19 protein-coding genes, 1 tRNA gene and 1 other RNA gene are annotated in these 23131 nt (G+C 62.0%); 16 read left to right on the top strand and 5 right to left on the bottom strand.

The window, feature by feature from the left end; genetic code table 11:
* Nucleotides 1-108: 108 nt before the first annotated feature.
* The 3 genes from ACMLHZ_RS08140 (at nucleotide 109) to ACMLHZ_RS08130 (ending at nucleotide 4488) form a co-directional block, all read left to right on the top strand.
* Nucleotides 109-828, top strand: a complete 720-nt coding sequence (locus tag ACMLHZ_RS08140; protein ID WP_418667255.1) for an ABC transporter ATP-binding protein — start codon at nucleotides 109-111, stop codon at nucleotides 826-828.
* Nucleotides 821-2413 carry a hypothetical protein gene (locus ACMLHZ_RS08135; RefSeq protein ID WP_418667254.1) on the top strand — a complete coding sequence of 531 codons (1593 nt, stop codon included), beginning with the start codon at nucleotides 821-823 and terminating at the stop codon, nucleotides 2411-2413. Before ACMLHZ_RS08140 ends, ACMLHZ_RS08135 begins: the two co-directional genes overlap by 8 nt.
* Before the next feature lie 209 nt (nucleotides 2414-2622).
* The gene (locus ACMLHZ_RS08130) at nucleotides 2623-4488 is read left to right on the top strand and encodes a GGDEF domain-containing protein (protein ID WP_418667253.1); all 1866 of its coding nucleotides are present in this window, start codon (nucleotides 2623-2625) and stop codon (nucleotides 4486-4488) included.
* Nucleotides 4489-4711: 223 nt separating this feature from the next.
* Here the strand turns inward: ACMLHZ_RS08130 and ssrA are convergent.
* Nucleotides 4712-5061: a transfer-messenger RNA gene (gene ssrA / locus ACMLHZ_RS08125) on the bottom strand.
* Nucleotides 5062-5250: 189 nt separating this feature from the next.
* Between ssrA and ACMLHZ_RS08120 the strand changes: the two genes are divergently transcribed.
* The 5 genes from ACMLHZ_RS08120 to ACMLHZ_RS08100 all read left to right on the top strand — a co-directional run bounded on the left by ACMLHZ_RS08120 (nucleotide 5251) and on the right by ACMLHZ_RS08100 (nucleotide 8691).
* The gene (locus ACMLHZ_RS08120; RefSeq protein ID WP_418667252.1) at nucleotides 5251-5709 is read left to right on the top strand and encodes a rhodanese-like domain-containing protein; all 459 of its coding nucleotides are present in this window, start codon (nucleotides 5251-5253) and stop codon (nucleotides 5707-5709) included.
* Between the two features lie 54 nt (nucleotides 5710-5763).
* Nucleotides 5764-6084 (top strand): hypothetical protein, encoded by a 321-nt coding sequence (locus ACMLHZ_RS08115; protein WP_418667251.1) that lies wholly within the window; start codon nucleotides 5764-5766, stop codon nucleotides 6082-6084.
* Nucleotides 6081-6755 carry a DUF302 domain-containing protein gene (locus ACMLHZ_RS08110; protein ID WP_418667250.1) on the top strand — a complete coding sequence of 225 codons (675 nt, stop codon included), beginning with the start codon at nucleotides 6081-6083 and terminating at the stop codon, nucleotides 6753-6755. Before ACMLHZ_RS08115 ends, ACMLHZ_RS08110 begins: the two co-directional genes overlap by 4 nt.
* 94 nt (nucleotides 6756-6849) lie before the next feature.
* Entirely contained in the window at nucleotides 6850-7290 is a 441-nt protein-coding gene (locus tag ACMLHZ_RS08105) for an RrF2 family transcriptional regulator (RefSeq protein ID WP_418667249.1), read from the top strand.
* Between the two features lie 24 nt (nucleotides 7291-7314).
* The gene (locus ACMLHZ_RS08100; RefSeq protein ID WP_418667248.1) at nucleotides 7315-8691 is read left to right on the top strand and encodes an FAD-dependent oxidoreductase; all 1377 of its coding nucleotides are present in this window, start codon (nucleotides 7315-7317) and stop codon (nucleotides 8689-8691) included.
* A gap of 94 nt (nucleotides 8692-8785) precedes the next feature.
* Here the strand turns inward: ACMLHZ_RS08100 and ACMLHZ_RS08095 are convergent, their stop codons facing one another.
* From ACMLHZ_RS08095 to ACMLHZ_RS08085, 3 genes are read right to left on the bottom strand one after another with little or no spacing between them, the layout of a single operon-like run.
* Nucleotides 8786-8908, bottom strand: coding sequence for a hypothetical protein (locus tag ACMLHZ_RS08095; RefSeq protein ID WP_418667247.1), 123 nt, complete (start codon nucleotides 8906-8908; stop codon nucleotides 8786-8788).
* A 17-nt stretch (nucleotides 8909-8925) separates the two neighbouring features.
* A complete protein-coding gene (locus tag ACMLHZ_RS08090) occupies nucleotides 8926-9756 on the bottom strand; it encodes a P-loop NTPase (RefSeq protein ID WP_418667246.1) in 831 nt (276 codons plus the stop codon).
* Between the two features lie 46 nt (nucleotides 9757-9802).
* A complete protein-coding gene (locus tag ACMLHZ_RS08085) occupies nucleotides 9803-10615 on the bottom strand; it encodes a purine-nucleoside phosphorylase (RefSeq protein ID WP_418667245.1) in 813 nt (270 codons plus the stop codon).
* 146 nt (nucleotides 10616-10761) lie between these two features.
* Here ACMLHZ_RS08085 and ACMLHZ_RS08080 point away from each other — a divergent pair, with 146 nt between their 5' ends.
* Nucleotides 10762-12306 carry a polysaccharide biosynthesis C-terminal domain-containing protein gene (locus tag ACMLHZ_RS08080; protein WP_418667244.1) on the top strand — a complete coding sequence of 515 codons (1545 nt, stop codon included), beginning with the start codon at nucleotides 10762-10764 and terminating at the stop codon, nucleotides 12304-12306.
* A 50-nt stretch (nucleotides 12307-12356) separates the two neighbouring features.
* Here the strand turns inward: ACMLHZ_RS08080 and ACMLHZ_RS08075 are convergent, their stop codons facing one another.
* Entirely contained in the window at nucleotides 12357-13304 is a 948-nt protein-coding gene (locus ACMLHZ_RS08075) for a 2-hydroxyacid dehydrogenase (protein WP_418667243.1), read from the bottom strand.
* Between the two features lie 181 nt (nucleotides 13305-13485).
* Between ACMLHZ_RS08075 and ACMLHZ_RS08070 the strand changes: the two genes are divergently transcribed.
* From ACMLHZ_RS08070 to ACMLHZ_RS08040, 7 genes are all read left to right on the top strand, one after another.
* Nucleotides 13486-13572 (top strand) — tRNA-Leu (locus tag ACMLHZ_RS08070).
* Nucleotides 13573-14024: 452 nt separating this feature from the next.
* A complete protein-coding gene (locus tag ACMLHZ_RS08065; protein WP_418667242.1) occupies nucleotides 14025-14324 on the top strand; it encodes a hypothetical protein in 300 nt (99 codons plus the stop codon).
* Nucleotides 14325-14539: 215 nt separating this feature from the next.
* Nucleotides 14540-15250 carry a LytR/AlgR family response regulator transcription factor gene (locus ACMLHZ_RS08060; RefSeq protein WP_418667241.1) on the top strand — a complete coding sequence of 237 codons (711 nt, stop codon included), beginning with the start codon at nucleotides 14540-14542 and terminating at the stop codon, nucleotides 15248-15250.
* On the top strand, nucleotides 15247-16569 hold the full coding sequence (locus ACMLHZ_RS08055) for an ATP-binding protein (RefSeq protein ID WP_418667240.1): 1323 nt from the start codon (nucleotides 15247-15249) through the stop codon (nucleotides 16567-16569). The genes ACMLHZ_RS08060 and ACMLHZ_RS08055 overlap by 4 nt, the downstream gene beginning before the upstream one ends.
* Nucleotides 16570-16778: 209 nt before the next feature.
* Nucleotides 16779-17624 (top strand): phosphatase PAP2 family protein, encoded by an 846-nt coding sequence (locus ACMLHZ_RS08050; RefSeq protein ID WP_418667239.1) that lies wholly within the window; start codon nucleotides 16779-16781, stop codon nucleotides 17622-17624.
* Between the two features lie 65 nt (nucleotides 17625-17689).
* Nucleotides 17690-20569 carry a glycoside hydrolase family 3 C-terminal domain-containing protein gene (locus tag ACMLHZ_RS08045; RefSeq protein ID WP_418667238.1) on the top strand — a complete coding sequence of 960 codons (2880 nt, stop codon included), beginning with the start codon at nucleotides 17690-17692 and terminating at the stop codon, nucleotides 20567-20569.
* 100 nt (nucleotides 20570-20669) lie between these two features.
* On the top strand, nucleotides 20670-23120 hold the full coding sequence (locus ACMLHZ_RS08040) for a glycoside hydrolase family 3 C-terminal domain-containing protein (protein WP_418667237.1): 2451 nt from the start codon (nucleotides 20670-20672) through the stop codon (nucleotides 23118-23120).
* Nucleotides 23121-23131 lie beyond the last annotated feature (11 nt).

The raw sequence follows: 23131 nt of genomic DNA, 5'->3' as shown, positions 1-23131 counted from the left end.
AAAAATTTCTTTGGAGGATCTTGCAAAAAATGCTTGACCTTCCCCCAGGTAGAGGGTATAAAACAGAGGCAATGAACGGGGCAAACGCCCCGGAGGAGGGATTTTATCATGTTGGAGATCGAGCACTTTTCCAAGACATACCCCGGCGGCAAAAAGGCCGTGGATGATCTGACGTTGGCGGTGAACGCGGGGGAGATCGTGGGCTTTATCGGCCACAACGGCGCGGGCAAGACCACCACCCTGCGGGCGGTGGCGGGCATTCTGGCCTACGACCAGGGCGCCATCACCATCGACGGGCACGACGTGCGCACGGACGGGGTGAACGCCAAAAGAGTGACCGCCTTTTTGCCGGATAACCCGGATCTGTATGAATTTATGAACGGCATCGATTACCTGAATTTTATCGCGGACGTGTACGGGATCCCGGCTGACCTGCGCCGCCGGCGCATCGAGACCTACGCAGGGGCGTTTGAGATCGTGGGGGCGCTGGGCAGCCCGGTGAGCAGCTATTCCCACGGCATGAAGCAGAAGCTTGCCCTGACCAGCGCGCTGATCCGCCAGCCCCGGCTGCTGATCCTGGACGAACCGTTTGTGGGGCTGGACCCCAAGGCGTCTCATCTGCTGAAGGGCTTTTTGGCCGAGCTGTGCGCCGCGGGCGGGGCGGTGTTCTTTTCCACCCACGTGCTGGAGGTGGCCGAGAAGCTGTGCCACCGGGTGGCGATCCTGAAGGGCGGCAGGCTGGTGTGCGAGGGCCCCACCGCCCAGGTGGTGGGTTCCTCGACCCTGGAAGAGGTTTTCCTGCGGCAGGAGGGTGAGCAAGATGCGTAAGTTCCGCGCGCTTTTTTGGGTCTCGTTCCGGGGCCTGACTTACAGCCTGGGCTTTGGGGGGCGCAAGAGCGGCAAGCGCGCCGGGGGCGGCCCGGCGGTGCTGGCACTCATGCTGGCGCTCTGCGCGTTTATGTCCGCCACCTACAGCTTCCCGCTGGCGCCCGTGCTGGTGCGGGCAGGGCAGGCCCCGCTGCTGTTCGCTCTGCTGGGCATAATGACCGTGGCCCTGTGCGCGATCTTTACGGCCATCGGCGCCCGGGAGGTCGTGTTCGGCACCAAAGACATCGACATTGTGCTGGCGCTGCCGGTGAGCCCGTTCAGCCTGATCCTGGCGCGCCTGGCGGCGCTGTATGTGGAAAACCTGGTGCTGACCCTGGCCTGGCTGGCCCCCACGGGCGCGGCTTATATGATGCAGACCGGCTTTTCGGTGGGGGTGAGCCTGCGGCTTGCCCTGGCGGCGATTCTGCTGGCGCTGCTGCCCCTGTTCATCGCGCTGGCGGTGGGGTTTGTGCTGGCGTTCATCAGCGGCCGCTTTACCCGCCATGCCCTGGTGGAAAACATCTTGTATTTCGCGCTGCTTTTGCTGGTGGTGGGCGGCAGCCTGTGGGGAAGCTTTTCCGGGCTGGGCGATCCGGGCGCACAGGCGGTGCAGTTCTCGTTTTCCGGGGGGCTCGCGCCCCTGCAGTGGTTCGCCGATTTTGTGGCCGCGGGCGGCGCGCTGAGCCTTGTAAAGCTTGGGCTGGTCTGTGTGGTCCCGGTGGCGCTGCTGGCGGCGCTGTGCAGCCGCAGCTACAACGGTGTGCTGGCCTCGCTGCAGAACCATGGGGGGCGCAGCGATTACAAACTGGGGCGGATGCAGGGCGGCAGCGTGTTCCGCGCGCTGCTGAAAAAGGAAAAGGCGCGCTATGTGAACACCTCGATCTACCTGTTCAACACCATCGTAGGGCTTTTGATGCTGCTGGCGGCGGGAATTGCCGCCGTGATCAAGGGGCGCGACCTGGCGGGCTTTTTGGCCGCGAGCGGGCTGGAGGGCGTTCCGGTGCTGCCGCTTGCGGCGGGGGCGATGGGCTTTTGCCTGGCCCTCACGGCTATTACGGCGAGCTCGGTGAGCCTGGAGGGAAACACCCTGTGGGTGCTGCAAAGCCTGCCGGTCCCGGCCGGGCAGGTGCTGCGGGCAAAGTCTGCATTTCATCAGCTCCTGGCCGCCCCCTTCACGGTGGCCAGCGGCCTGATGCTTGGCCTGGGCCTGGGCGCAGGAGTTCTGAACGCGGCCGGGCTGGCCGTGGGCGGGCTGCTGATGAACTGGGCGGCCGCCTCGGCGGGGCTGCTGATCAATCTGGCTTTCCCGAAGCTGGACGCGGTGAACGACACGGTGGTGGTCAAGCAATCGGCGGCCGCCAGCTTCAGCATGTTGGCGGGCGTGGGGCTGGCCGCCGCCGCCGGGGTCGCCTGGCGGCTGGCCTCGCTGGCGTGGCCCCGGGCGGGACTTGCGGCGGCGCTGGCGCTGCTGGCTGTGTGCGGCTGCGCGCTGGAGGCCGCGCTGCAAAAAAAAGGCCCGGATATGTTCCGGGCGCTGACCGATTGAAAAGCGCCGCGGCCCGCGGCGGCAAAGAGATGCATCGATCGGCCCGGGGCGCACAGTGCCCCGGGCCTTTGCCTTTTTTTGCGAACTTTTCTTATTAAATCAAAGAAAAGGAGCCGGAAGCGTTGCCAAGCACCTGAACAATGGCGTATAATAGAGCCATGAAAAATTTCTATCCAAAAAATGGAAGGCTGAAAAAGGGGAAAGCGGACATGCGGGCAGCGAAAAAGCGCGGGGAGAAGCCGGTCTGCGGCCGCAGGGCGCAGGTGCGCTGGTACGCGCTGGCCGGCGGGGCATGCGCGCTGTTTTTGAGCGCGTGCGCCGCGTTGGTATTTGCTTATTACCGCCGCGCCATCACCGAAGAGTTTACGGCGATGGCGGTGGAAAACCTGGACGCTTACACCGCGGCGCAGCGGGACGAGACCCTTTCGGGCCTGCACGATATTATGAATACCCTCCAGGCCCTTGCGGTGCTGGTGGCGGAGAACAACACGCCGGAATTTGTGGAGGTATCGCTGCGGGCGATGAATGAGGAGAACCCCGACGCCAGGATCCTTTATAACACCAGCGAGGAGCTGAACGAGCGGTTGGGGGACGAGGATATCCGCCCTGAGGATGTGGAGATCATCCGCCTGCTGCAGCGGGGACAGACCACGGTCACGCCGATCATTTATTCCCGCAGGCTGGGAGACCTTTATTGTGTGGCGGTGGCGGTGCCCGTGTTCCGCGGGGGGGAGTGCCTGGGGGCGCTGCGCTGTGTGGCGAACGCCGAGATGCTGGTGAGGACTTCGGTCTATCCCCCCTCGCAGGGGAAGGTGCTGTACAGCTTTTTGGTGGACGCAACCGGCGGCACGATCCCGGTGCGGGGCGACGGTTCCGACCCGCAGGAGAATCTGCTGGAAGAGATGGAGAGCCGGAGCGCCCCGCCGGAGGCGGTGGAGGGGCTGAAGAAGGTGCTGGCAGCAGAGGGCAGCGAACTGGGCAGCTTTTTGCTGGGCACCTACCATGGTTCACCCTGCTATCTTTCGGTGGCGGATCTGGGATATAACGATTGGCACCTTGCCCTGGTTGTTCAAGCGGACAGGGCGGCGGTCCATTCGCGGGCCATCGTGCTGCGCACTACCTACGGTGCGGCGGCGCTGCTTGTGTGCGGGGTGCTGTTCTGCCTTGTGATCTTTTTGCTGCTGGCCCGGCTGCTGCGCAGGCTGAACCGGGAGCAGCAGCGATACCTGCTGTTGGAGCAATTTTCGGATACCGTGCTGTTCGACTACGAACGGAAAAGCGACACGATCCGGTTTACGCCCAACGCGCAGACGCTGTTCCGGGTTCACGAGCTGACGCAGCAAAACTTTGTGCGCGATATGGGAGCGATGTACATTCATGAGGCGGACCGCGGGGCGATCCGGGAGCTGCTGCAGGGCGCGGGCGGTGAAGCGGAAGCCCAGGCCAGGGTGCGGCTGCTGCAGCCGGAAGAGGAGCGCTACTTCTGGTGCCTGGTACAGGTGCGGTATGCCTACGAGCGGGGAGAGCTGGCCGCCGTTTTTGGCAAGGTGACCGATATCGACCAACAGAAGCGCCGGGAGGAGCGGCTGTTGCATATCTCGGAGACAGACGGACTGACCGGCCTGCGCAACCGCCGGGCCGCCCAGGAGGCGATCACAGGGCGGCTGCGTGCCGACCCTGCCGGTATCCTGTTCATGCTGGATGTGGATGATTTTAAAAAGATCAACGACACCTGCGGGCATGAATCGGGGGATCACGCGCTGCAATACGCTGCCCAATGTATGAAAAGCGTATTCCGCGCCGGTGACGTTCTGGGCCGGCTGGGCGGCGACGAGCTGGTGGCATATGCGGGGGGAACGGGCAGCGTGCGGCTGGCCCGGCAGAAGATGGAGCAGCTTTTGGAGCTGCTGCAGCGGGGTGAAAAGGATGTGCCGCCCATGTCGGTGAGTGTGGGCATCGCCTGCTTCCCGGCGGATGGGGCGGATTACGACTCGCTGTACCGGGCGGCCGACCAAGCCATGTATCGGGCAAAGGGACAGGGCAAAAACGGCTACAGTTTTGCGGGCGGGGTATAAAAGGGCGTGGATGCTTTTGCAGAAGATTTTACGGGCCGTATGTTTCACGGGCTGCGTGGACGGCAAAAAAGACGGCTGATTTCAACAAGGGTTTTCGACGATTAATAAAAAATGGCTGTTGCAAAATTTTCGTTTTGCAACAGCCATTTTTGTTTTGACATCAGAGCCCCACCGTCACGGCAAAGCCGCCCTTGAAACAATAGGTGTTCGTCCAATGCCTGTTTGGTGGACCCGACGGGAATCGAACCCGTGTCCGAAAAGCGATCCGCGAGAGTATCTCCGGGTGCAGCCTGTCTACAACATTCCCTTTGCGGCAGGCCGGCAAACAGGCCGCCGCATTGGTAGCTTCATGGGGTCATGGCCGCCCGCAAAGCTTGAGGCGGCTCACGTTCAGTGCCTAAATGATGCCCTGGCCCCACACGGCACTTGAGTGGGCAGGACAGCCGCCTTTAGTTAGGCAGCGACAGCTAATTTATTGTTGTTAGCTATTTTTTTGGAGGCGTTTAAAGTGTGGCCCCCATCCACTACCCGCTGCTCGCGCTTCACTCTCCCCGTCGAAACCTTTACGGGCCCAAGTGATACCTATACTATACCCGATTTTGCGAAAAGATGCAAGGCCCCCCGTCCGCTTTGCGATTCCGGCGAAAAACACGCTTGCTTTTCACCGGAATTATTTTAAAAAAGGCTTGACAACTGTAACCAATACGTATATAGTTATAAACAGAAACTGAAATTAAAATGATTACAGAATGGAGGGGCGACATGAAGCATTGGATCGCAGGGGGGATCCTGGCGGCGCTGCTGCTGACGGGATGTTCCGCACGGGGGGCCGCGCCCGCGGACAGCCTGCCCGCGGCAAGCCAGGGCGACGCGGGCGGCGGGGCAGCCGGCGAAAGCGCAGAGGCGCAGGCTTACCATAGGATCACCGCCGAAGAGGCAAAACAAAGGATGGACGAGGGCGGCGTGACCGTGGTGGATGTGCGGACCGAGGAGGAATACAGGGAAGGGCACATTCCGGGCGCGGTGCTGGTGCCCAACGAGACGATCGGGAGCGAGCCGCCCGAGGCGCTTCCGGACTTGGACGCGGTGCTGCTGGTGCACTGCCGCACGGGGGTGCGCAGCAAGCAGGCCGCGAACAAACTGGTGGAAATGGGCTATACCCAGGTATACGACTTCGGCGGTATCCGGGATTGGCCCTACGATATCGTGACCGAGGATTGACCGGAGAGCGTGGAGCTTTTCGGAAATAGGCAAGACAAGCGAAAGGAAACGACCATGAACACAAACGAACACGGGACCGTGAAAATGCGCGGCAGCGCCGATACCTCTTACCTGGGCCAAACCGTGGATCAGATGATTTGGGACTTCATGAAGGAAGAACAGATCGACGGCCTTACCTTGGCGATCGTACAGGCGCCTTATATCCCCCGGGTGGTGGGGTACGGCCTTTCGGACGCGAAGCAGCGGCGGCTGGCCTCGCCCAATACCCTGTGGCCTGTGGGGCGGATTCCTCGGCGCTGCGGGGGTTTGGGGATATTTGGGCCAGCGCGCAGGATGTTTCGTATTGGGATATCGGCCTGGCCGGGGGCGTGTTGATTCACAAACCGGAACACCAGGCGATGGTCTATGCGCCCTGGCAGCTGCCGGACGGCCGCACCGTGCCCGCCGTGGCGGGCTGGCAGTTCTACAAGCACCGCGGCCTGATGGACATCAAGGGCTCGACGCCGGGATACTCGGCCTTCTTGAGCCGTTTCACCGACGCGGCGGAGCTGGTGTGCGTGACCCTGCTGGCCAACAAGGAAGGGGTTGACTTTACCAACCTGGGCCGGCGCATCGCCGGCGCCTTTGGGGATCTGCTCTCCACCAATTACGACGACCACAAGCTCTATTTGTTGGAAGGCCAGCTGCCGGTGGAGGATACCGTGCGGCGGCTGGAAAAAGAGCTGGCGGAGCGCAAGATCCCGGTGTTTGCCAAGTTCGATCACGCCCAAAACGCCCGGGAGGCGGGGCTGGAGCTGCGGCCCACCACCGTGCTGGTGTTCGGCGCGCCAAAGGTGGGCACCGGCCTGATGCAGGCCGACCAGAGCATAGCGCTGGAACTGCCGCTGCGCATCGCCATCTGGCAGGACGGGGCGGGCAGCACCTGGCTTGGTTTTCCCCGCATGCAGCGGCTGGCCGCCGACTACGGCCTGCAGGACCACCCGGTTATACCCAAGCTGCAGCGCTTGCTGGAAGAATTGGTGCGCCGGGCGGGCGGCGTTTACTGAAACCGCGGGATGCGGCCCTTGCTTGACAATCTGCGGCGGAGATGATATCTTTTAACTATAACTAAAAAAGATACAGATTGGAGGCCGCAGGAAGATGAACAGTGATTTCAATGTGGCGGTGCACGCGCTGGTGTATATGGAGCACAAGGCGGTCACGCTTTCCAGCGACGAACTGGCGGAAAATATCTGCACCAACCCCGCCCGGGTGCGCAAGGTACTGGCAAAGCTGAAAAAGGCGGGCTTTTTGGTCACCAAGGAAGGGGCCGACGGGGGCTACCAGCTGACCAAAAGCGGGGATGAGATCACCCTGCGCCAGGTGGGCGAAGCGATGGAGCTGTGTTTTGTGAGCACAGGCTGGAAGAGCGGCGACCGGGAAAAACCCTGCCTGGTGGCTTCGGGCATGGCGGGAGTTATGGATGGGATCTACACCGATCTCAACGAGCGCTGCAAGGAGCGCTTGGGCGAGATCACCATTGGGGGCATCGTGCAGCACATTTTCGGCGCGGCGCCCGGCAGCGCACAGGCCGGCGGCTGAAGGCCGGGGGAAGGAGAGAAAAAGATGAAAAAAGCAGACGCGGCGATCATCGGGTTCGGCAAGGGAGGCAAGACCCTGGCCGGGGCCCTGGCGGCAGCGGGCCAAAGGGTGATCCTGATCGAGCGCTCGGAAAAAATGTACGGCGGCACCTGCATCAATGTGGCCTGTATCCCCTCAAAGTCGCTGCATCACAGCGCAGGCCTTTCGGCGTTGCAGGGCGGGAGCTTTGCGGAAAAGGCAGCCCGCTACGCCGCGGCCATCGACGAAAAAGAGCGCCTTACCGGCATGCTGCGGGACAAAAACTACCACAAGCTGGCCGACGCTGCGAACGTGACGGTGCTGGACGGCGAGGCGGCTTTTCTGGACGCCACCCATCTGGCGGTGAGTACCCCGGAGGGCGGGGAAGAGGTGGAGGCGCAAAAGATCTTTATCAACACCGGTGCCCGGCCCTTTGTGCCGCCCATCCCGGGCCTGCAGGAGAGCGAATGCGTTTACCTGAGCGAGGGCATGCTGGAACTTCGTGAGCTGCCCCGGCGGCTGGTGATCATTGGCGGCGGGTACATCGGGGTGGAGTTTGCCTCCATCTACGCGAATTTTGGCTCGCAGGTGACCATGGTGCAGGACGGCGAAGCGTTTTTGCCCCGGGAGGACCAGGAGGTGGCGGCCGAGGTGCTGAAGAGCCTGGAAAGCCGGGGCGTGCGGGTGCTGCGCAGTGCAAGGGTGGAAGCTGTGGAGGACCGGGCCGGCCAGGCCCTGGTCACCGTGGCCTTTGCCGGGACCCGGGAGCAGCTGCCCGCCGATGCGGTGCTGGTGGCCACCGGCCGCCGCCCCAATGTGGCGGCGCTGAACCTGCAGGCGGCCGGGGTGGAGCTGACCGAGCGGGGCGCTGTGAAGACCGACGAGCGGATGCGCACCACCGCCCCCAACATCTGGGCCATGGGCGACGTGGCGGGCGGCTTGCAGTTCACCTATATCTCGCTGGACGATTTCCGCATTGTGAAAAGCCAGCTGCTGGGCGACGGCAGCCGCACCACCCAAAACCGGGGCGCGGTGCCCTACAGCGTGTTTCTGGACCCGCCCTTCTCGCGGGTGGGCCTGACTGAGGCCGAAGCGAGGGCAGCGGGCTACCGGGTGGGGATCGCGCGGCTGGGGGCCGGGGCCATCCCGAAAGCGCAGGTGCTGCAAAAGCCGGTGGGCCTGCTCAAGGCGGTGATCGACGCCGACACCGGCCATATCCTGGGCGCGCACCTGTTCTGCGCCGAGAGCCACGAGCTGATCAATCTGCTCAAGCTGGCCATCGACGCGAAGATCCCCTACACCGTGCTGCGGGACAATATTTACACCCACCCCACCATGAGCGAGGCGCTGAACGATCTGTTTGCCGCGGTCACGGACGCGTGACCTGTTTAAAACAGAAAAATGCGGGCCGCCGCGCCAGCCGGAATTTCCGGCGGCGCGGCGGCCCGCGCTTTTGCTCTTTTCAATCAAGATCGGGTCAAAGGCCTTGCCATGCCCACAGCCCCAGGCCGAAGACGACGGCCGCCACGGCCAGCCAGCCCAGCACCAGGGTAGGGGAAAGATTCTGCCTTACAATCTGCTTCCAACGGCCTTTTTTCATGGCGCACCCCTCCGGTTTCAGCCGAGGAGGGCCTGCACCGCGTCGGCGGCGCCCGCCAGGGCCTCGTGCTCATAGGTCTCGATGGCGCCGCTGTCGGCACATTGGGCCAGGCGCGGGTCGATGGGCAGCTTTGCCAGCACCGGCACGCCGTATTTCGCGCCGATCTCGTCCACATGGCTGTCGCCGAACACGTTGATGCGCTTGCCGCAGTCCGGGCACTGCACATAGCTCATGTTTTCGATGACGCCCAGGATGGGCACATTCATCATCTGGGCCATTTTTACCGCCTTGCCCACGATCATGCTCACCAGTTCCTGGGGGCTCGCCACCACCAGGATACCGTCCACAGGCAGGGTCTGGAACACGGTGAGAGGCACGTCACCGGTGCCCGGGGGCATGTCCACGAATAAAAAGTCCACGTCCTTCCAGATGACCTCCTGCCAGAACTGCTTCACCGCGCCGGCGATCACCGGGCCGCGCCACACAACGGGGTCCTCCTCGTTTTCCAGCAGCAGGTTGATGCTCATCACCTGCACGCCGGTGCGGCTTTGGATGGGCCAGATGCCGTTCTCGTCGCCCACGGCCCGGCCGTGGATGCCGAAGAGCTTGGGGATGGAGGGGCCGGTGATGTCGGCGTCCAGCACGCCCACCGCATAACCCCGGCGGCGCAGCTCCACCGCCATCAGGGCGCTGGTCATGCTTTTGCCCACGCCGCCCTTGCCGCTGACCACGCCGATGACCTTTTTGATCCGGCTGAGCTCGTGCGGGGGCTCGCGGAAGTCCTGCGGGCTCTGGCGGCTGGAGCAATTCTGAGAACAGCTGCTGCAATCATGGGTACAATCGCTCATTTTCTTCTCTCCTTATATACACGGGCAGAAGCCCGAAAATCAGCGCTTACAGCGCAGCGATCACGCCGCTGATGAGGCCCTGCAGGACCTGGGCGCGCCGGTTTGCGATCTCGATGACCTCTTCGCCCGAGAGCTTTTTCTTTTCGATGCCGGCGGCCATGTTGGTGATCAGGCTCACCGCCAGCACGTCCAGCCCGCAGTGGCTGGCGGCAATGACCTCGGGCACGGTGCTCATGCCCACCGCGTCGGCCCCCAGGGCGCGGAAAGCCCGGATCTCGGCGGGGGTTTCGTAGCTGGGGCCCATGTAGCCCAGGTATACGCCTTTTTGCAGGGTCACGCCCTGCCGGGCGGCCACCTGAAACGCCAGCTGGCGCAAAGCGGGGGTGTAGGCGAAGGTCATATCGCAAAAGCGGGGGCCGACCGCTTCGTCGTTGGGGCCGGTGAGGGGGTTCTGCCCCATGAAGTTGATGTGATCCTCGATGACCATGAGATCGCCCACCGAAAAGCTTGTGTTCACACCCCCGGCAGCGTTGGTGAGGATGAGGGTGCGCACCCCCAGTTCCTTCATGACCCGGATGGGGAAGGCGATGGCCTGCATGGGATGCCCCTCGTAAAAATGCAGGCGGCCCTGCATGCACAGCACCGGCTTGCCCGCAAGGCGGCCGGCCACAAAGCGGCCCGCATGGCCCGGCGCGGTGGACTGGGCAAACCCGGGCACTTCCCCGTAGGGCACAGCGACCGGCTGTTCCAGCTGCTCAGCCAGTTCGCCCAGGCCGCTGCCCAGCACAATGCCCACGGCAGGCTGCTGGGGCAGATGGGCCTGCAGCGCGGCGGCCGAGGCGCGAATGGATTCGATCATAGAAAGAACGCTCCCCTCAAAAACAAATGTGTGCAAAAATACCACTCCTATACTACCACAAACACTGCCAAAAGGAAAGCCCGCGCCCGGAGCCTCATACTTTGTCCGCCGGCGGCATATCCATTGATGAACAGGAGGTCGGCAGCATGGGCAAAGTGCGCACGTATTTTAAAAACGCAGTCATATTGACCGTCACAGGCCTGGCCCTGCGGGCGGCGGGCATGTTTTTTCGCATTTATATCGCGGCCAGGATCGGCGCGGAGGGCATGGGCTTATACCAGCTCATCTTCACCATCTACAGCCTGTGCATTACCTTTGCCACGGCGGGCGTGTCGGTGGCGGCCACCCGCCTGGCGGCAGAGGAGCTGACCCAGCCGGACATGGGGCGCACGGCAGGGGTGCTGAACCGGGTGGTGCGGCTGGGGCTGGAGCTGGGGCTGGCGGCGGCGGCGGTGCAGTTTGTGCTGGCTTACCCCGCGGCCAAGTACTGGTTGGGGGACGCAAGGGCAGAGTTATCGCTTAAAATTCTGGCGCCCAGCCTGCCTTTTATGGCGGTGGGCACGGCCCTGCGGGGGTACTTTTTTGCCCGGCGGCAGGTGGGGCCGAACTCCTGGTCGCAGATCTGGGAGCAGGTGGTACGCATTGCCCTGGTGATGGTGCTGATGCCCCGGGTGCTGGATTGGGGCATTCAATATGCCTGCGCGGCCGTGGTGATCGGTAATACGGTGAGCGAGATCCTGAGCTGTTTGCTGATGGTCTGGTATTATAAAAAGGATTCCAAAAGCCTGTACGGCGGCGCGCGGCCGTACCTGCCGGCGGGAACGACCGGGCGGATGTGGCACATCGTGGCTCCAGTGGAGGGCGGGCGCTGCCTGGACAGCGCGCTGCGCACGGTGGAGAACATTCTGGTGCCCGCCTGCCTGCTGGTGTTTTTGGGCAGCCGGGAAGAGAGCCTGGCCCAGTTTGGTGCGCTGAAGGGCATGGCAATGCCGATTTTGCTGTTTCCGTTTTCTTTTTTGAACCCGCTGGCCACACTGCTGCTGCCGGAGATCACCGAGGCGCACATTCTGGGACATAAAAAAACGCTGGAAACGCTGGTGGGACGCATCATGCTGTTCACCAACATGTTCTCGGTGCTGGCGGGGGGGCTGATCGCGCTGAATGCCGGACCGCTGGCGCGGCTGCTTTACCACGATGAGAGCATTGCCTTTTACCTGCTGGTGCTGGGCCCCGTGCTGCCGGGGATGTATCTGGACTCGATGGGGGACGCGGTTCTGAAGGGCCTGGGCGAAGAGGTGGCCACCTTCCGCTACAGCATCTGGGATTCGACCCTGCGCATCGCCCTGGTGATCCTGCTGCTGCCCCGCACGGGCATGAAGGGCTTTTTGTTTGTGATGCTGGTGTCGAACATTTCATCGGCGCTGTTGAATATCTTCCGGATCTCCAAGGTGGCGGATATCCGCACCCGGTGGTACCGCTGGTTTTTGCAGCCGACCCTGTTGTTTGGTGTGTCGGCGCTTGCAGGGCAGCTTGCGGTGCGTTTTTCGGGCGCAGAAGGGGATATCCCGGTGCTGCTGATCAGCTGTGCCGTGACCGGGGGCCTGTTCTGCCTGCTGCTGCTGCGCTGCGGCCTGGGCGACATCATCCGCAGCATGCTGAGCGCCCAAAAAAAGACCGCCGGCGCGGCCTGAACCGGAACACAAAGCGCGGGCTGCCGTTTGTTCGGCAGCCCGCGCTTTGCTCAGAGAACCTTGTTGATCTGCTCGCCCTGCAGCCAGAGCTGCAGGCTGCGGAACACGATGTCGGCCCGCTTTTCCATGGACTCTTTGGTGGCAAAGGCCACATGGGGGGTAACGATGGTGTTGGGGGTGTGCAGCAGGGGGTGATTGGTGGGCAGCGGCGGCTCGGTCTCGAACACATCGATGCCGGCACCGCCGAGCCGCCCCGCGTGCAGGGCCTCAGCCAGGGCCGCGGTGTCGACCACAGGCCCGCGCGCCGCGTTGATGAGGATGGCGCCCCGCTTGATGCTGCTGAGCGCCTGCGCGCCGATGAGGCCCCGCGTGCCCTCGTTCAGAGGGCAATGCAGGCTTAAAATATCCACCTGGGGAAGAAGCTCAGCCAGAGGCAGGTAGGTGATGAGCGCGGTGCTGGGCTTGCGGCTGTGGTCGTTTGCGGCAAGCACGCGGCAGCCGAAGGCGGCGAACAGCTCGGCCACGCGGGCGCCGATGGCCCCGGTGCCCACCAGACCCACGGTCTTGCCCCGCAGCTCGCGGCCCACAAGGCCGTCCTTGGTTTTTCCCTCGCGGCAGCGGGCGTCTACCTGGGGCAGATTGCGCAGCAGGGAGAGGGCCATGCACAGGGTGAGCTCGGCCACCGAATCGTTGGAGTAGCCGGAGGCGTTGCTGACGGCAACGCCCATTTCTTTGGCGGCGGCCAGGTCCACATGGTCGACCCCGGTGAAGGCCACGTCGATGAATTTGAGCTGTGTGCAGGCGCGGATCACCTGGCCGGGAAGGGGCATGTTGGCCAGCATCAGCACGTCCGCGCCCTGCGCCTGCCGAATGAGAACGGCGGGGTCGGCGCTGCGCTCGAAGGCGGCGAAGGTGTGGCCGGCGGCGGTGAGCGGCGCGGTGCGGCGGGCCAGCGACGCGGGCGGGATGCCGAGCGATTCCAGTAAAACGATGTTCATAAACAGTTCCTCCCTGCCGCCCTGTGGAGCGGCGGCTGATGATAGTTTTATCATACACGCTGCGCCCGGCTTTTTCAATGAGCGGGCGCGGAATGCGGCACAAAATTTTTTGAAAAATGGTTGACAATCCCGCCCCGGCATGCTAAAATTCTAACTGTTCCGCTGCGGCGGGACAGAATAGGCGGATGTGGCGGAACTGGCAGACGCGCTAGATTCAGGTTCTAGTGGTGGCAACACTGTGTGGGTTCAAATCCCTTCATCCGCACCAAACCCCCTTGCAGGCTGTGGGTCTGCAAGGGGGTTCTGTTTTTCCTGAATTTAAAAACATAATACATTTTGACATTTGGGCTTCAAAAATATATACTTATTTTGGACTTCGAAAGTGAGGCGAATCTATTGCCCGAAAAAAAGAAGATGGGGCGCCCTACGGATAATCCCAAAGGTACTTCCATACATGTGCGCTTGGATGAAGAGTGCAAGACGATCCTTGCAGAGTATTGTGCCCAACAACAAGTGACCAAGATGGAAGCGACCCGGCGCGGGATCAAAAAGTTAAAGGACGACCTCAAAAAATGAAGGAAGCGGCGCAAGCTCTCCGAAAGACGCACGCCGCTTCCCCCTGCCGGCACATGCCCGAAAGCAGATGCAGCGTAAATATTATACCATACGCCGCACCCTCTTTCAAGCAGTGCCGGGCCACCACAGAAAGGAAGCGGAGCAATGGTCATTCGGCAGTTGGAAGAATGGGAATTCGAGCGGCTTTACCGCGCTCTGATCGCGCGGGCGCGGACGGAGCCGCTGGAGGCAAGCTATACTGTGGAAGTGAAGATCAACGGCGCGGAGTATGCGGTAAAGGTGCAGCCCGACGGGGACAACCGTATGGCGGTGCTGCAGGCGCTGCGCGTCTGCCGGGAAGAGGACGGTGTGAACTTTGAGCTGATCGAGCGGGACGGCATGCTGTCGGCCTTTTTGGAGATCCTGCTCTACCAGGGGATGACCCGCGCGGGCTGCGCCGGTTGACCGCAGGGCCCTGCAAAACGGGCTGCAAAAAGCGCGGATAAGGGAAAACATAGAGCAGGGCACCGCTTTTAAAAGAAGGGCGGCGCCCTGTTTTTGAACAAGAGCACAGAGAAAGGGGCATGGACGGTTTGCCCACACAGTGGTATGATAACAGACAGAAAGAAAAACGGGTGCCGCTGGTGCGGAAAAGCGATGGAGGCGGGAGGGTGTGCAGGATGATCCACATTGCCGTGGTGGAGGATGAACCAGCCTATGCGGCCGCGCTGCGGGAATATTTGGCGCGCTACGCGGCCGAGAGCGGGGAAGCGCTGGAGGTATGCTGCTTTTCGGATGGGGATGAGATCGTGGAGGGCTACCGCGCCCAATACGATATCATTCTGCTGGACGTACAGATGAAATTTATGGACGGCATGACTGCCGCCGAGGAGATCCGTAAACGCGACCCCGAGGTGGTGATCATTTTTATCACCAACATGGCACAGTATGCCATTCGGGGTTACGCGGTGGACGCGCTGGATTACGTGCTCAAACCGGTAAGCTATTTTGCCTTCAGCCAGCGGCTGGACCGAGCTATCGCCCGCATGAAAAAGCGGGCGCGCCGCTATATGACCATCACCATCAAGGGCGGGGCGGTAAAATTGGACATCGCACGCGTTCGATATGTGGAGAGCCAGGGCCACAGCCTTGTGTTTCACACCGATGAAGGCGACCACGTGACCGCGGGTACCATGAAGGAGGCGGAGGAAAAGTTGGCCGGGCAGGGCTTTTTCCGCTGCAACAAGGGCTACCTTGTGAACCTGGAACGGGTGGACGGTGTGCGGGACGGCTGTGCCCTGGTTCAGGGCGAGGCGCTGCTGATCAGCCGGCCGCGCAAAAATGAATTTTTGGAGGCACTTGCCAATTTTGTGGGGGAGGCGGTAAAATGAACGGCCCTGAGCTGACCAACATCCCGCGCCTTTACACCGCCCTTGCCGAGTGGTTGGCCTGCCTTGTATATATGGCCCCCTTTCGCAAGCGGCTGCGAGGAGGGTGGTTCGCGGCCGCGGCGGGATTTTTTTTGCTGGTGCAGGGGGCTTTTTTACAGCTGACGGGCGGTGTGCCCGTGACTTGGTGGATCCCTTGCATGGCTGTGGCGGTGGGCCTGATGTTCGCCTTTATTTACACTTGCTGCGATCTGCCTGCGCTGGATGCGGGTTATTGCTGTGTGCGGGCCTTTTTGCTGGCTGAATTTGCGGCTGCTCTGGAATGGCAGCTCTATTATTTCGCGGCTCAGCTCAGCGGAGGAACTGCCAGCTGGTTTCGATCGGCCTTTTTAGGGGGGGTCTACCTTTTGGTGTTCGCGCTGATGCACATGATCGAAAGCCGCACCCGGGCGGGCGGCCGGCTGCCCCACGTGAGCGGCCGCGAGTTTGCCTCGGCAGCGGTCATCGGCGTTTCGGCATTTTTGATGAGCAATCTGAGTTATGTGTTCACGAACACTCCCTTCAGCAGCAGTTACCGCATGGAGGTGTTTAACATCCGCACCCTGATGGATCTGGGAGGGCTGGCCATCCTGTACGCATACCACCTGCAGCGGAGCGAGCTGCGCATGAAGCACGAGTTGGACGCCATCGACAATATTTTACAGAACCAGTATGTGCAGTACCAGCAATCCCGTGAGAGCATCGACCTGATCGACCGCAAATACCACGACTTAAAGCACCAGATCGCCGCGCTTCGGGCCGAGCCCGATGCGGCCCGACGAAATGCCTGGCTGGACGAGATGGAGAGCGACATCAAAAGCTATGAGGCGCAGAACAAAACGGGTAACCAGGTGCTGGATACCCTGCTGACAGGCAAGAGCCTTTACTGCCAAAAGCACGGCATCGGCCTTACCTGCGTGGCTGATGGAACGCTGCTGGACTTCATGGACGTGATGGATATCTGCACGGTGTTCGGCAACGCCCTGGACAATGCCATCGAGTGTGAAAAGACTATCTCAAACCGGGAAAAACGGCTTGTGCATGTATCGGTGAGCCAGCAGAAGGGCTTTTTGCTGCTGCGGTTTGAAAATTATTGCGAAGGCGAGCTGCAGTTTGAAGACGGCCTGCCCCTGACCACCAAAAAGGACCGGGACTACCACGGCTACGGCCTGAAAAGCATCCGGCAGACCGCCAAGAAATATGGCGGCACCGTGACTGTGCGGGCCGAGAGAAACTGGTTTGAGCTGCGGGTCCTGCTGCCGCTGCCCGAAGAAAAGGAGTAAAAGAGCGCCTGTTCCGCCCGTTTGTGCAAATTGCACGATAAGTGGCCGGAAGAGGCGCTCTTTTGCACAAAGGGAAAAACCGTTTGGGAAGAAAACAGACAATTCATGCATGCGGCGCTCCGCGACTTTTCGTGGGTGGTATGCTGGAAACAAGGACACGGCTGCGCCCCGGCGGCGAAAGGTGCAGCGGAAAGAACGGAGGAAACATGATGCAACGAACAAAGACCAAGACATGGGCGTTCCTTGGCGGGTTTGCAGTGCTGATGCTGCTGTTCACATTTTTGGACCTGCCTATCTCCAAAGCGCTGTTTGACCTGAGCAGCCCCTTCGGGAATCTGTTTGCGGGGCTGGCGGAGCTGCCCTGCACCCTGGTGGGGGTGTTCAGCTGCGCGGCGCTGGCCGTGACCCGGCCCCGGGAAAACAAAGCGCTGGCGGCGCTGAACATTGCCGGTTTTGGGGTGCTGATGGCGCTGTTTGCGCTGATGGCGGGCGTGATGCCCACCGGGTACCTGCCCCTGCCCAAGGCATTTATGCTGACGGGGGTGGTGTATGCGGCGGCGGCAATATTGTTGGCGGTGAAGATCAGCAAAAAGCAGGCCGCGGCCCTGCGGCGGGCTGCGGCGCTGGGGCTCTTACTGGTGTTGGCGGCAATGATCATCGTCAATATCGTGAAGGTGTTCTGGGGCAGGCCCCGCATGCGCAGCATGACAGACCCGGACAGCCAGTTCACCCTGTGGTTCATCCCCCAGGGTTTCACCGCCGATGACGAGTGCAAGAGCTTTCCCTCGGGCCATTCAGCCAATGCGGCCTGTATTTTGTGGATCACCCTGCTGCCCACTTTCCTGCCCCGGCTGCGTACCAACAAGGCGCACATCGCCCTGTATTGCGTGGCTTTTGGGTGGATGGCCCTGAGCATGCTGAGCCGGGTGATCATGGGGGCCCATTTCGCCACCGACGTGACCATGGGCGCCGCCATTACGGTGTGCTGCTTCTACCTGCTCAAACGGGTATTTTACAGCAAAGAGGCGGTGCTGTTTGAGCCGGAAAAGCTTTAATCGAAAGAATCAACCGGGCGTTTGTTTGCCCGGGGGGCGACAAAAAAACAGGAGGGACATACCCTATGCTCAGAAAAGTGCTTCGGAAAATTTGCGCGGTGCTGGTAAGCCTTTTGGCGCTGGTGCTGGCAGTGATCGTTGTGGCGGCGAACGTGCTTACCAGCACCTATTCGGCCATGATCTCGATGGCGCTGGGCCAACCCACCTTTAAGATCGAGGGTGGCGCCGACCCGCAGTATTACGAGAGCGCGTTTGCAACCGAACAGGAAATGAACGACCGGGCGGCCGAGGTTTGCCGCGAGATCGAGCGGGAAGGCATGGTGCTGCTGAAAAACGAAGGTGGCGCGCTGCCGCTGGCAGCCGGCGCGAAGGTGAGCTTGCTCAGCCAGAACGCGGTGGATCTGGTCTATGGGGGCACGGGCGCGGGCTCGGTGGACACCAGCAGCGCCCCCGACCTGAAGACGGCGCTGGAGGCCGCGGGTCTTGTGGTGAACCCCACCTTATGGGAGTTTTACACGACCGGCGCGGGCAAGGATTACCGCAAGGAGGTGCCCAGCATCACCGGTGCGGGCGTGTTCCGGGCCCATGAGGTGCCCCAAGCGCTTTACACCGATGAGGTGAAGGGCAGTTTTACCGCGTATGGCGACGCGGCGATCGTGGTGATCGGCCGGTCCGGCGGAGAGAGTGCTGACCTGACCGCGGGACTGAACGAGGGCGGCCATTATCTGGAGCTGAACGCGGACGAAAAGGATCTTTTGCAGTTGGCCTGCGACAGCTTTGACAAGGTGATCGTGCTGATCAACACCACCAATCCCATGGAGATGGGCTTTTTGAACGAGTACCCTGTGGATGCCTGCCTGTGGGTGGGCGCCGTGGGGCAGGAAGGGGCGTGGGCGATCGGCGAGGCACTGGCCGGTGCGGTGAACCCCTCCGGCCGGCTGGTGGACACCTGGGCTTACGACGCATTCAGTGCTCCGGCAATGGCGAATTTTGGAGATTACACCATTGTGAACAGCCAAGTGGCCAGCGGCGATAAATACATGGTCTACGCCGAGGGCATCTACGTGGGCTATCGCTATTATGAGACCCGCTATGAAGACGTGGTACTGGGCAAGGAAAACGCTGCGAACTACGACTACGCCCGGCAGGTACAATTCCCCTTTGGGTACGGCCTTTCCTACACGAAGTTTGCCTGGTCTGATTATGCGGTGACAGAAAAAGCCGACGTGTTTGAGGTGAGCCTCACGGTGAAAAATACCGGTGCGGCCGCTGGCAAAGAGGTGGTGCAAATTTACCTGCAAAGCCCCTATACCGATTATGACAGGCAGAACAGGATCGAAAAGGCCAGCGTGGAGTTGGTGGGCTTTGCAAAAACCGGCGTTCTGGCCCCCGGCGAGGCGGAAACGGTGACTGTTTCTGTGAACAAAGAGCTTTTGAAGACCTATGACGCGGAAGGGTACGGGACCTACATTCTGGACGCGGGCGACTATTACCTGACCGCGGCAAAGAACGCCCACGAGGCACTGAATAACATTCTGACGGCCAAAGGGAAGACCCAGGAAGACGGAATGACCGGCCCGGGCGACGCGGCCTTTGCCTGGACCTACCACCAGCCCGCGCTGGACAGCGCCACCTATGCGGTGAGCGGGGCCACCGGCGAGCCCGTCTCGAACCAGTTCGAGACCACCGACATTCGGTACTATGACCCTGACTTTACCTACCTGAGCCGCAGCGACTGGCAGGGCACCTGGCCTGAGACTTATGCGCAGGGCCGGCTGACCGCGGGCGCCGAGCTTTTGGCGGACCTGGAGACCGGTCATTCTGAAGACCCGGCGGCGGTGATGCCAAAATTTGAGACCGTGAGCGATGAGTACGGGCGGCTCACCCTGCTGGATCTGATGGGTGCCGAGTTCAGCGATCCCCGCTGGGAGGCTTTGCTGGACCAGATGAGCAAGCAGGAGCTGTATGACCTGGTACGCCGGGGCGGCTACGGCACCATGACCGTGGAATCGATCAACGCCCCGGCCACGGTGGACAAGGACGGCCCCGCCGGGATCTCGGCCACGCTGGCTGGCGGCAATATTTCCTGCATGGCCTACCCGCCCGAAGTGGTGATGGCCTCCACCTGGAACACCGAGCTGGTAGAGGAGATGGGCCGCATGGTGGGCGAGGACAGCATCAGCACCGGTATCAGCATTTGGTATGCGCCCGCCATGAACATCCACCGCACCGCTTTCAGCGGACGCAATTTTGAGTATTATTCCGAAGACGGCTTTTTGTCGGGCAAGCTGGGGGCGGCTGAGTGCCGCGGCTTCCAGGAAAAGGGCGGGATCGTGACCATCAAGCACTTCGCCCTGAACGACCAGGAAACCAACCGCACCGGCGGCGCTATGTTTGCAAACGAGCAATCGGTGCGCGAGATCTACCTGAAAGGGTTTGAACTGAGCGTGCGCGAAGGAAAGGCAAACGGCGTAATGACCAGTATGAACCGCCTGGGCGCGCGCTGGTCCGGCGGCCATGAGGGCCTGATGAACGACACCCTGCGCGGCGAGTGGGGCTTTGAGGGCTTTGCCGTGACCGATCAGACCTCGTTCCCGAGTTTCAATTACTGCGATATCCTGGAGGGTCTGGAGGCGGGCAACGACCTGTGGCTGAACACTTCCAGCAGTATGTGGAAACAAAAGGACGAGGCGCTTACCCCCACGGTGATGAACAATGTGCGCACAGCCGCCCACCGGGTGCTCTATACCATTGCAAACAGCAATGCCATGAACGGCATGGACAAAGATTCCCACATCGTTACCCTGATGCCCGGCTGGCAAAAGGCGCTAATCGGTGTGTCGGTGGTGCTGGGAGCGCTTGTGGCACTGCTGGTGTACTGCGCGGTGCGCCTGTTCCGAAAAAAGAAGGTGAAAGCCCCTGGAAACGTGGGGGCGGCCCGATAAAGAACCAAATGTGCGCGGCGGGGCGCGGCCCCGCCGCCCGGCACTTCCCGCAAACCAGGGGAGTGCCGGGTTTTTGCGGCGGGCCAGGAAGGAGCGAGCCATGAAACACGAGCGGCTTATCGCGCAGATGACCCTGGAGGAAAAATGCGGCCTTTTGTCGGGCCGGGACATTTGGAGCACAAAACCCGTGGAACGACTGGGAATCCCGGCGATCTATCTGGCCGACGGCCCCAGCGGCTTGCGCAAGCAGGTGGGCGCGGGCGACCATTTGGGCCTGAATGCGAGCCTGCCCGCCACATGCTGGCCCTCCGCCTCCACCGTGGCCTGTGCCTGGAACCCCGCGCTGGGCGAGGAGCTGGGGCGGGCCTTGGGCGAGGAGGCTGCGGCCCAGGGTGTGAGCGTGGTGCTGGGGCCGGGGCTCAACATCCAGCGCAGCCCCCTGTGCGGGCGCAACTTTGAATATTTTTCCGAGGACCCTCACCTTGCAGGCAAGCTTGCGGCCGGGTATATCCGGGGGATCCAGAGCCAGGGCACGGCTGCTTGCCCCAAGCACTTTGCCGTGAACAACCAGGAGCTGCTGCGCATGGCGTCGGACAGCGTAGTGGACGAACGCACACTGAGGGAAATCTACCTTGCCGGGTTTGAGATCGCAGTAAAAGAGGGGCGGCCAAAATCCATCATGACCTCTTACAACCGGGTAAATGGGGTCTACGCCAACGAAAACGAACACTTGCTGGGCGATATTTTGACCGGCGAGTGGGGATTTGAGGGCGCGGTGGTGACCGATTGGGGCGGCTCCAACGACCATGTGGAAGGGGTGCGGGCGGGAAGCCACCTGGAAATGCCCGGCACCTTGGGAGACAGCGATCGCCAGCTTGCCGAAGCGGTGCGGGCAGGGGAGATCAGCGAGGCGATCGTGGATCGGAGAGTGGACGAGCTGCTGGAGCTGATCCTGAACACAGCCCGCCCGCCGGAAAGCAGCGCGGATCCCGCGGAAAAAGAACACCATGCCCTGGCGGCAAGGATCGCCGAGGAAGCGGTGGTGTTGCTGAAAAACGAGGGTGAAATATTGCCCCTGGCCGCCGGCACACGTGTTGCGGTGATCGGCGATTTTGCGGCTGCGCCCCGCTACCAGGGGGCCGGCAGCAGCATGGTGAACCCCACCCGCCTGGAGAGCGCGCTGGAGGCGCTGGAGGCGTTGCCGCTGGAATGCGTGGGCTATGCGCCGGGTTTTGAGCGAAATGGAGCCCCGGATGAGGCGCTGAAGGCCCAGGCTGTGGCTTTGGCACAGCAGGCGGAGGTGGTGCTGTTTTACCTTGGCCTGCCGGAAATTTACGAGACCGAAGGGCTGGACCGGGAACACATGCGCCTGCCCCAAAATCAGGTGGATGCCCTGGCTGCTGCGGCCGCGGTGAACCCAAACCTGGTGGTGGTGCTGGCCGGCGGCAGCCCGGTGGAGACACCCTGGCTGGGCCTGTGCAGGGCGCTGGTGTATGCCGGCCTGCCCGGGCAGGCCGGTGGGGGCGCGGCGCTGCGGGTGGTGTGCGGGCAGGTTTGCCCTGCCGGCCGTTTGGCCCAGACCTGGCCCCTTGCCTGGCAGGACATGCCGGTAAGCCGGTGCTGGCCCGGCAGGCAGCGCACCGCCGAATACAGAGAAGGCCTTTACGTGGGGTACCGCTATTTTGAGACAGCCGGTGTTCCGGTGCGTTTTGCCTTTGGGTACGGGCTCTCTTATACCCGGTTTGAGTACAGCGAACTGGCGGTGACTGAGGCGGCGGTAAGCTTTGTGGTGCACAATGCGGGCACTGTGGATGGCGAAGAGGTGGCCCAGATGTACCTGGGTTTACCGGGGGGCCGGGTATTTCGCCCTGCAAAGGAGCTTAAGGGCTTTTCGAAGGTGCATTTAAGGGCGGGGGAGCGCCAGCAGGTCACGATCCCATTGGGCGGGCAGGCGTTCCGTTATTTCAATGTGAAAACCGGCCGCTGGGAGCGGGAGGCGGGCGAATACCGGATAATGGTGGGGGCAAGCTGCGCCGACATCCGTCTGGAGGGGCGGGTGGCCGTGCAGGGCACCGGCGCGCCCTGCCCCTACGAACCGGAACGGCTGGCGTGTTATTATAGTGCGGAGCTGCTTGATGTGCCGGACCAAGCCTTTGAGGCGCTGCTGGGGCGGCCCCTGCCGCCTGCGGGGTGGGATAAGAAAGCGCCCCTGGAGCTAAACGACGCTGTCTGCCAGCTGTACTATGCCAAAAGTGTGCCGGCAAGGCTGGTATGGCGGTTCCTGGCCTGGTTGAAGGACCGGAGTATCCGCAAAGGAAAGCCGGATCTGAACATCCTGTTCATCTGCAACCTGCCCTTCCGGGGGATCGCAAAAATGATGAACGGTATGGTGACCATGGAGATGGCGCAAGCACTGCTGACCATGGCAAACGGCCGGTTTTTCCGGGGGCTCGGCGCGCTGACGCGGGGCTTTTTTGCCTGCCGCCGGGCGCAAAAGCGGGGGGAAAACGAGGTCGGACCGCTTGACAAAACGCCCGCTCACACGGGATAATAAAGAAGGAG

The sequence above is a fragment of the Allofournierella sp. genome (assembly GCF_048388525.1).
Taxonomy (GTDB): Bacteria; Bacillota; Clostridia; order Oscillospirales; family Ruminococcaceae; genus BQOK01.
The sequence above is the reverse complement of the archived record's forward strand: the minus strand, read 5'-3'. Positions and strand labels throughout refer to the sequence as shown.